General features: G+C 73.3%; 8 protein-coding genes. 7 read left to right on the top strand and 1 reads right to left on the bottom strand.

The genetic code is table 11. From position 1 onward, the window contains the following. Positions 1-36: 36 nt before the first annotated feature. Positions 37-414: a DUF1844 domain-containing protein gene (locus ACFU74_RS34265; protein ID WP_380763973.1), complete on the bottom strand. Its 378-nt coding sequence runs from the start codon at positions 412-414 to the stop codon at positions 37-39. Positions 415-874: 460 nt separating this feature from the next. On the opposite strand from ACFU74_RS34265, the gene infC reads away from it, so the two are divergent. The 7 genes from infC to pheT all read left to right on the top strand — a co-directional run bounded on the left by infC (position 875) and on the right by pheT (position 8,440). Further along, on the top strand, positions 875-1,585 hold the full coding sequence (infC, locus tag ACFU74_RS34260) for a translation initiation factor IF-3 (protein WP_380763975.1): 711 nt from the start codon (positions 875-877) through the stop codon (positions 1,583-1,585). Positions 1,586-1,720: 135 nt separating this feature from the next. Then, complete coding sequence (gene rpmI / locus ACFU74_RS34255; RefSeq protein ID WP_045701618.1) at positions 1,721-1,915, top strand: 50S ribosomal protein L35; 195 nt, start codon at positions 1,721-1,723, stop codon at positions 1,913-1,915. 109 nt (positions 1,916-2,024) lie between these two features. Beyond that, positions 2,025-2,420 carry a 50S ribosomal protein L20 gene (gene rplT / locus ACFU74_RS34250; RefSeq protein WP_030395970.1) on the top strand — a complete coding sequence of 132 codons (396 nt, stop codon included), beginning with the start codon at positions 2,025-2,027 and terminating at the stop codon, positions 2,418-2,420. Positions 2,421-2,516: 96 nt separating this feature from the next. Continuing rightward, positions 2,517-3,383, top strand: coding sequence for a TrmH family RNA methyltransferase (locus ACFU74_RS34245; protein ID WP_380763972.1), 867 nt, complete (start codon positions 2,517-2,519; stop codon positions 3,381-3,383). Positions 3,384-3,499: 116 nt separating this feature from the next. Beyond that, positions 3,500-4,603 carry an ATP-binding protein gene (locus tag ACFU74_RS34240; RefSeq protein ID WP_380763970.1) on the top strand — a complete coding sequence of 368 codons (1,104 nt, stop codon included), beginning with the start codon at positions 3,500-3,502 and terminating at the stop codon, positions 4,601-4,603. 214 nt (positions 4,604-4,817) lie between these two features. Next, on the top strand, positions 4,818-5,939 hold the full coding sequence (gene pheS / locus ACFU74_RS34235) for a phenylalanine--tRNA ligase subunit alpha (RefSeq protein ID WP_380763968.1): 1,122 nt from the start codon (positions 4,818-4,820) through the stop codon (positions 5,937-5,939). Further along, positions 5,939-8,440 (top strand): phenylalanine--tRNA ligase subunit beta, encoded by a 2,502-nt coding sequence (gene pheT / locus ACFU74_RS34230; protein WP_380763966.1) that lies wholly within the window; start codon positions 5,939-5,941, stop codon positions 8,438-8,440. The genes pheS and pheT overlap by 1 nt, the downstream gene beginning before the upstream one ends. Positions 8,441-8,461 lie beyond the last annotated feature (21 nt).

The raw sequence follows: 8,461 nt of genomic DNA, 5'->3' as shown, positions 1-8,461 counted from the left end.
GTCGCACGACCGTGCCGGACCGCCCCTCCGGGTGCCTCAGGAGTAGACCGGACCGGTGAACTTCTCGCCCGGGCCCGCGCCCGGGGCGTCCGGGACGACCGAGGCCTCGCGGAAGGCCAGCTGCAGCGAGCGCAGGCCGTCGCGCAGCGGCGCGGCGTGGAAGTTGCTGATCTCCGGGGCCCCGGCGGTGACCAGCCCGGCCAGCGCGGTGATGAGCTTGCGGGCCTCGTCGAGGTCCTTGTCCTTCTCGCCGCCCTCGGCGAGGCCGCACTTCACGGCGGCGGCGCTCATCAGGTGCACCGCGACGGTGGTGATCACCTCGACGGCCGGGACCTCGGCGATGTCCCGGGTGAGGTCGTCGAAGCCGATCGCCTCGTCGTCCGCGGCGGGGTTCTGGGTGGGCTCGCTGCTCAAGGGGGGCTCGTTCCGTCGTGCCGGTGTCCGTACAGAGGGAGCGTACAAGCCGGGCGGCGCGGGGGCGGAATGGCGTTCGACCCCCCGGCGCTGTATGCTTCGAGACTGACCGGCCAGACGTCCTCACGGAGGTCCGGCCAGCAAGTGGAGGCTCCACCCAGGAGGCCCGAGAGGGCAACCGCGAAAGTCTCCCACCTGATCGGCTTCACGGTCGACGGGTCCGGTCCGCGACGGGCGCCCAGTGCGCCGACGGTCGCCGCAGCACCCCTCACCGGGTGCCGCCCCCGGTTGTGTGGAGCCCCGCTTGTACCGAGCGGGGCTTTTTTCGTGTCGCGGTGTGAACGGCCGAACGGAGCCGGGTACAGCGCAGCACGAATGAAGCCCCGCCCAGTGGTCGAGTCCACTACGTGCGACCGCCGTCCGACGGCCGCATCGCAGAAGGTGCAACCGAGGAGGCCCCATCAGCACCGAGCCCCGCATCAACGACCGGATTCGCGTCCCCGAGGTGCGACTCGTCGGTCCCAGCGGCGAGCAGGTCGGCATCGTGCCGCTTGCCAAGGCGCTGGAGCTCGCGCAGGAGTACGACCTCGACCTGGTCGAGGTCGCGGCGACCGCCCGGCCGCCGGTGTGCAAGCTCATGGACTACGGCAAGTTCAAGTACGAGTCGGCCATGAAGGCCCGTGAGGCGCGCAAGAACCAGGCGCACACGGTCATCAAGGAGATGAAGCTCCGGCCGAAGATCGACCCGCACGACTATGACACGAAGAAGGGTCACGTCGTCCGGTTCCTCAAGCAGGGCGACAAGGTCAAGATCACGATCATGTTCCGCGGTCGTGAGCAGTCCCGCCCCGAGCTGGGCTTCCGTCTGCTCCAGCGGCTCGCCGACGACGTCCAGGACCTGGGCTTCGTCGAGTCCTCGCCGAAGCAGGACGGCCGTAACATGATCATGGTTCTCGGCCCGCACAAGAAGAAGACCGAGGCGATGGCCGAGGCCCGCGCCGCCGCGGACGCCCGCAAGGCCGAGCGCCAGGGCCGGACCGCCGACGCCGCCGGCGCCGAGTCCGACGAGCCTGCCGAGCCTGCCGAGGCCCAGGACGCCGCCACCGAGGTGGAGGCCCCCGAGGCCGCCGCTCCGGTCGAGCAGCCGGCCGAGGCCTCCCAGGGCGCCTGACCTTCCGGGTCAGGAGGTCCGGGAGACCGGCCACAGGGTGACGGGGCGCCCGCCCGGTCACCGCAGATCCATCCTTCACGCCCGCGCGGCGCACACCGCGCGGGCGTGGACGGACCGACGAGGAGATACGGCGAAATGCCGAAGCAGAAGACGCACAGTGGCGCCAGCAAGCGCTTCAAGATCAGTGGCTCTGGCAAGGTGCTGCGCGAGCGCGCCGGCCGCCGCCACCTCCTGGAGCACAAGCCTTCGACGCTGACCCGCAAGCTGGCCGGGACGATCGAGCTGGCCCCCGCCGACGCCAAGAAGATCAAGAAGCTTCTCGGCAAGTGATCGCCCTCCCGCCCGGCGCGAGCCGAGTGCGGGGCAGCTGATCCTTCCCGACCCATTCGAATGACGGACCACGTGAAGTAGTCCGTGGTCCAACTCAAGGAGTAATCAAGTGGCACGCGTCAAGCGGGCAGTCAACGCCCACAAGAAGCGCCGGGTCATCCTGGAGCGCGCCAGCGGCTACCGCGGCCAGCGCTCGCGCCTGTACCGCAAGGCCAAGGAGCAGGTCACCCACTCGCTGGTCTACAACTTCAACGACCGCAAGAAGCGCAAGGGCGACTTCCGTCAGCTGTGGATCCAGCGCATCAACGCTGCGGCCCGTGCCAACGGCATCACCTACAACCGCTTCGTGCAGGGCCTGAAGGCCGCCAGCGTCGAGATCGACCGCAAGATGCTGGCCGACCTGGCCGTCAACGACCCGGGTGCCTTCGCCGCCCTGGTCGAGGTGGCCCAGAAGGCGCTGCCGGCCGACGTGAACGCCCCGAAGGCCGCCGCCGACGCCGCCTGATCTTCCGAGATCGGTTGAGCTCTGACCGGACCCGCAGGCTCGCCTGCGGGTCCGGTCCTGCTTTGCCCCCTCTTCAGCGCCTCCGGAAACGAGACCATGCCGAGCACCGACACCCCCCTGCTGACCTCCCTGCGCTCGCCGCGCGTCGTCGCCGCCCGCCGGCTGGCCAAGCGCAACCAGCGCACCAAGGAGCGCCGCTTCCTGGCCGAGGGCCCGCAGGCCGTCCGGGAGGCCGTCGCCTTCGGCAGGCTGCCGGGCACCGGCGAGCACGCCGTGGTCGAGGTCTACGCGACGCCGGAGGCCGCCGAGCGGCACGCCGGCATCGTCGACGCCGCGCTGGCCGAGGGACTGCCGGTGCTGACCGCCACCGACGAGGTCATCGCGGACATCTGCGACACGGTGACCCCGCAGGGCATCGTCGCGCTCTGCCGGTTCATCGACACCCCCTTCGCCGACGTCCTCGCCGCCCGCCCCCAGCTGGTCGCGGTCCTCGCCCACGTGCGCGACCCCGGCAACGCCGGCACCGTGCTGCGCACCGCCGACGCGGCCGGCGCGGACGCCGTGGTGCTCACCGACGCCTCCGTCGACCTCTACAACCCGAAGGCGGTCCGGGCCTCCGTCGGCAGCCTCTTCCACCTCCCGGTCGCCGTCGGCGTGCCGGTCGAGGAGGCGATCGGGCGGCTGCGCGAGGCCGGGGTGCGGGTGCTCGCCGCCGACGGCGCGGGGGAGCGCGACCTGGACCGGGAGCTCGACGAGGGCACCCTGGGCGCGCCGGGCGCATGGGTGTTCGGCAACGAGGCGTGGGGGCTCCCGGAGGAGACCCGCGCACTGACCGACGAGGTCGTGCGCGTGCCGATCCACGGGCACGCCGAGAGCCTCAACCTGGCCACCGCCGCCGCCGTCTGCCTCTACGCCTCGGCCCGTGCCCAGCGCTCGCCCGGCGGGTGCCGCGCCGGGCGCTGACCCGCGCGCCGACCCGCGCCGGCAACTCGCCGCGGGACCTATTACAGGGCGCTGCGAGGCGCTAGGGTCTGCCTCGGTGGGGGGAAAGACACGGTGGGTAATCGGGGAGGACACCCATGGTCGGCAGCGGGCCAGAGCTCGATCCGGACGACCTGCCGGACGGCCTGGTGGTCGCCGACGCCCTGGGCCGGGTGGTCCGCTTCAACCGGGTCGCCGCCCGGCTGACCGGAGTCGTCCCGCAGGCGGCGCTCGGCAGCGCGCTGGAGGACGTCCTGCCGTTGGAGGACCTCGACGGCCGCCGCTGGTGGCAGCTGACCGACCCGTACGGCGGCCTGGCGGTGCGCACCGGCCAGCCGGAGCGCAACCTGCTGCTGCCCGGCGGGCGCGAGGTGCTGGTCTCCGCCCGCTACGTCCGCCCGTACCCCGGGGGCCCGCTGGAGCGGCTGGTGATCGCGCTGCGCGGCACCGAGGCCCGCCGGCGCACCGAGCGCAGCCACGCCGAGCTGATCGCCACCGTCGCGCACGAGCTGCGCTCGCCGCTCACCAGCGTCAAGGGGTTCACCGCGACCCTGCTCGCCAAGTGGGAGCGGTTCACCGACGGGCAGAAGCGGCTGATGCTGGAGACCGTGGACGCCGACGCCGACCGGGTCACCCGGCTGATCGCCGAGCTGCTGGACATCTCCCGGATCGACGCCGGCCGGCTGGAGCTGCGCAAGCAGGTCGTCGACCTGGCCGCCGCCGTGCGCCGGCACGTCGAGCGCAAGGTCGCCACCGGAATCCCCGAGGAGCGCTTCGACATCCGGGTCGGCGAGCCGCTCACCGTACTGTGGGCCGACCCCGACAAGGTCGACCAGGTGCTCGCCAATCTGCTCGAAAATGCCGTGCGGCACGGCGAGGGGACTGTCACCATCGAGGTGGCACCGGCCAAGGAGGTCGTCGAGGCCCCCGTCTGGGAGCGCCCCGGCACCCCGCCCCGCATCGTGGAAGGCACAGCGGTCACCGTGAGCGACGAAGGCAGCGGCATCCCCGAGGAGGCGGTGCCGCGCGTCTTCACCCGCTTCTGGCGCGGCTCCAAGCGCGGCGGCACCGGGCTCGGCCTCTACATCGTCAAGGGCATCGTGGAGGCCCACGGCGGCTCGATCCGCGTCGACCGCGCGCCCGGCGGCGGTGCCCGGTTCCGATTTATCCTGCCCGCCGGGGTCCCCGACTTCATGCTGTAGTCGGCCCCCCGGACGGGCTTGACGGCAGCCGCGCTACGCGCTGCGACTACACTCGACCTTTGGCGTTGTGGAACGCCCGGCGCGGCCGCGCCGCGGACACCCCGCCTCCCCGGTTCGGAGAGCGGCTGCCCGTGCCCCGGCCACGCCGGGCGTGACGCGAAGGCACGAGCCCCTTACCTGAGCACGGACGAGCAGGAGCACGGGAAAGATAGAGATGTCGGCACCCAACAAGTCGTACGACCCGGTCGAGGTCGAGGCCCTCAAGCCCGAGGTGGTGGAGGCGGCCCGGGACGAGGCCGTCGCCGCGTTCGCCGCCGCCACCAGCCTCGACGAGCTGAAGCAGGCCAAGGTCGCCCACACCGGCGACCGCTCCGCCCTGTCCCTCGCCAACCGCGAGATCGGCGCCCTCCCCCCGCACGCCAAGGCCGCCGCCGGCAAGCTGATCGGCCAGGCCCGGGGCGCCGTCAACCAGGCGCTCGCCAAGCGGCAGGCCGAGCTGGAGGCCGAGCGGGACGCCCGCGTGCTGGTCGAGGAGGCGGTGGACGTCACCCTGCCCTACGACCGCGTCCCGCGCGGCGCCCGCCACCCGCTGACCACGCTGGCCGAGCGCATCGAGGACACCTTCGTCGCGATGGGCTACCAGGTCGCCGAGGGCCCCGAGGCCGAGGCCGAGTGGCTCAACTTCGACGCCCTCAACCTGGGCCCGGACCACCCGGCCCGCTCCATGCAGGACACCTTCTTCGTCCGGGCCCCGGACGGCTCCGCCGACTCCGGCGTGGTGCTGCGCACCCAGACCTCCCCGGTCCAGGCCCGCACCCTGCTGGACCGCGAGCCCCCGGTCTACGTGGTCTGCCCCGGCCGGGTCTACCGCACCGACGAGCTGGACGCCACCCACACCCCGGTCTTCCGGCAGGTCGAGGGCCTGGCGGTGGACGAGGGCATCACCTTCGCCGACCTCAAGGGCACCATCGAGCAGCTGGTCTCGACCCTGATCGGCGACGGCCTGGAGCTGCGCTGGCGGCCCTCGTACTTCCCGTTCACCGAGCCGAGCGCCGAGATCGACCTGCAGTGCTTCGTGTGCCGCGGCGAGTCGGTCGGCAACCCGGACCGCCCCTGCCGCACCTGCGGCTCCGAGGGCTGGATCGAGCTCGGCGGCTGCGGCGTGGTCAACCCGCGGGTGCTGGTCGCCTGCGGCGTGGACCCCAGCCGCTACAGCGGGTTCGCCTTCGGCCTGGGCCTGGAGCGGATCCTGATGAACCGTCACAACGTCGCCGACATGCGCGACATGGTCGAGGGTGACGTGCGCTTCACCCTCCCGTTCGGGATGGAGATCTGATGCGCGTCCCGCTTTCCTGGCTGCGCGAGTACGTCGACCTGCCGGCCGGCGAGACCGGCCGCGACGTGGCCGAGCGGCTGGTCCGCGCCGGCCTGGAGGTCGAGACCGTCGAGCAGCTCGGCGGCGACCTCAAGGGCCCGCTGGTGGTCGGCGAGGTGCTCTCCATCGAGGAGCTGACCGGCTTCAAGAAGCCGATCCGGCACTGCTTCGTCAACGTCGGCGACGCCAACGGCACCGGCGAGCCGCAGGAGATCGTCTGCGGCGCCAGCAACTTCGCCGTCGGCGACAAGGTCGTCGTGGTCCTGCCCGGCGCCGTGCTGCCCGGCCCGTTCCCGATCTCCGCCCGCAAGACCTACGGCCAGACCTCGGCCGGCATGATCTGCTCGGCCCGCGAGCTCGGCATGGGCGACGACCACAACGGCATCATCGTGCTCCCGCCCGAGTACGAGCCCGGCACCGACGCGATCGAGCTGCTCCAGCTGGTCGACGAGGTGCTCGACATCGCCGTCACCCCGGACCGCGGCTACTGCCTGTCCATGCGCGGCGTCGCCCGCGAGGCCGCCGCCGCGTACGGGCTGCCGCTGGCCGACCCGGCGCTGCTCGACGTGCCGCCCGCCAACTCCTTCGGCTACCTGGTCAAGGTCAACGACCCGGTCGGCTGCGACCGCTTCGTGGCCCGCACCGTGGTCGGCCTCGACCCGGCCGCCAAGTCCCCGATCTGGCTCCAGCGCCGGCTGCAGAAGGCGGGCATCCGCCCGATCTCGCTGGCCGTCGACATCACCAACTACGTGATGCTGGAGGTCGGCCAGCCGCTGCACGCCTACGACAAGCAGCGCGTCGACGGCCCGATCACGGTCCGCCGGGCGGAGGAGGGCGAGAGCCTCACCACCCTCGACGGCGTCAAGCGCACGCTGTCCGCCGAGGACCTGCTGATCTGCGACAACAGCGGCCCGATCGGCCTGGCCGGCGTCATGGGCGGCGCCTCCACCGAGATCCTCGACCCGGCCGCCGGCCCGGGCACCACCGAGGTGATCATCGAGGCGGCGCACTTCGACCCGGTCGCCATCGCCCGCGGCGCCAAGCGGCACAAGCTGCCCTCCGAGGCGTCCAAGCGCTTCGAGCGCGGCGTCGACCCCGAGGCCGCCCGCGCCGCCGCGCAGCGCGCCGTCGACCTGCTGGTGCTGATCGCCGGCGGCACCGCCGAGGCGGGCGTCACCGACATCGCCGCCCCGCACCCGGTGCGCACCATCACCATCGCCGCCGACCTGCCCGACCGGGTCGCCGGTACCGAGTACGGCCGCGAGACCGTCACCCGGCGCCTCCAGGAGATCGGCTGCTCGGTCGCCGGCGCCGACGTCCTGGAGGTCACCCCGCCGACCTGGCGCCCCGACCTCACGGACCCGTACGACCTCGCCGAGGAGGTCATCCGGCTGGAGGGCTACGACAACGTCCCCGCCCGGATGCCCACCGTCCCGCCGGGCAGGGGCCTGACCGAGGCGCAGCGGATGCACCGCCGGGTCGGCGTCGCGCTGGCCGGCGCGGGCTACGTCGAGGTCAACAACTACCCGTTCGTCGGCGAGGCCTCCTTCGAGGCGCTCGGCCTGGAGCCGGAGGACCGGCGGCGGCGCACCGTCACCCTGGTCAACCCGCTCAACGACGAGGAGCCGGGGCTGCGCACCACGCTGCTGCCGGGCCTGCTCGGGGCGCTGCGCCGCAACGTCGGCCGCGGCAACACCGACCTGGCGGTCTTCGAGACGGGCACGGTGTTCCTGCCGAAGGACGAGCTGTCGGTCGCCCCGCGCCCGGCCGTCGACCGCCGGCCCACCGACGAGGAGCTGGCCGCGCTGGACGCGGCGCTGCCGCACCAGCCGCGCCGGGTCGCCGTCGCGCTGGCCGGCGAGCGGCTGCCGTCCGGCTGGTGGGGCAAGGGCGCCCCGGCGACCTGGGCCGACGCGATCGAGGCCGCCCGTACGGTGGCCGGCGCCGCAGGCGTCGCGCTCACCGTGCGCCAGGGCCTGCTGATGCCGTGGCACCCGGGCCGCTGCGCCGAGCTGGTGGTCGCCGGCACCGACCGCGTGGTCGGCCACGCCGGTGAGCTGCACCCGCGCGTCGTCAAGGCGATGGGCCTGCCCGAGCGCACCTGCGCCATGGAGCTGGACCTGGACCTGCTGGCCGCCGACGGCGCCGTGCGGGTCGAGGGCCCGGCGGTCTCCGGCTTCCCGGTGGCCACCCAGGACGTCGCGCTGATCGTCGACGCCGGGGTGCTCGCCGCCGACGTGGAGGCCGCGCTGCGCGCCGGGGCCGGCGAACTGCTGGAGGCGATCCGGCTGTTCGACGTCTTCACCGGTGAGCAGGTCGGCGAGGGGCGCAAGTCGCTGGCGTACGCGCTGCGGTTCCGCGCCGCGGACCGGACGCTGACCGCCGACGAGGCGAGCGCCGCCCGCGAGGCGGCCGTCGCCGAGGCCGTCGCCCGCACCGGCGCGGTGCTGCGCGGCGCCTGACGCATCGTCAAAAGGGGGCCC

The organism is Kitasatospora sp. NPDC057500 (assembly GCF_042802195.1).
GTDB lineage: Bacteria > Actinomycetota > Actinomycetes > Streptomycetales > Streptomycetaceae > Kitasatospora.
The sequence above is the reverse complement of the archived record's forward strand: the minus strand, read 5'-3'. Positions and strand labels throughout refer to the sequence as shown.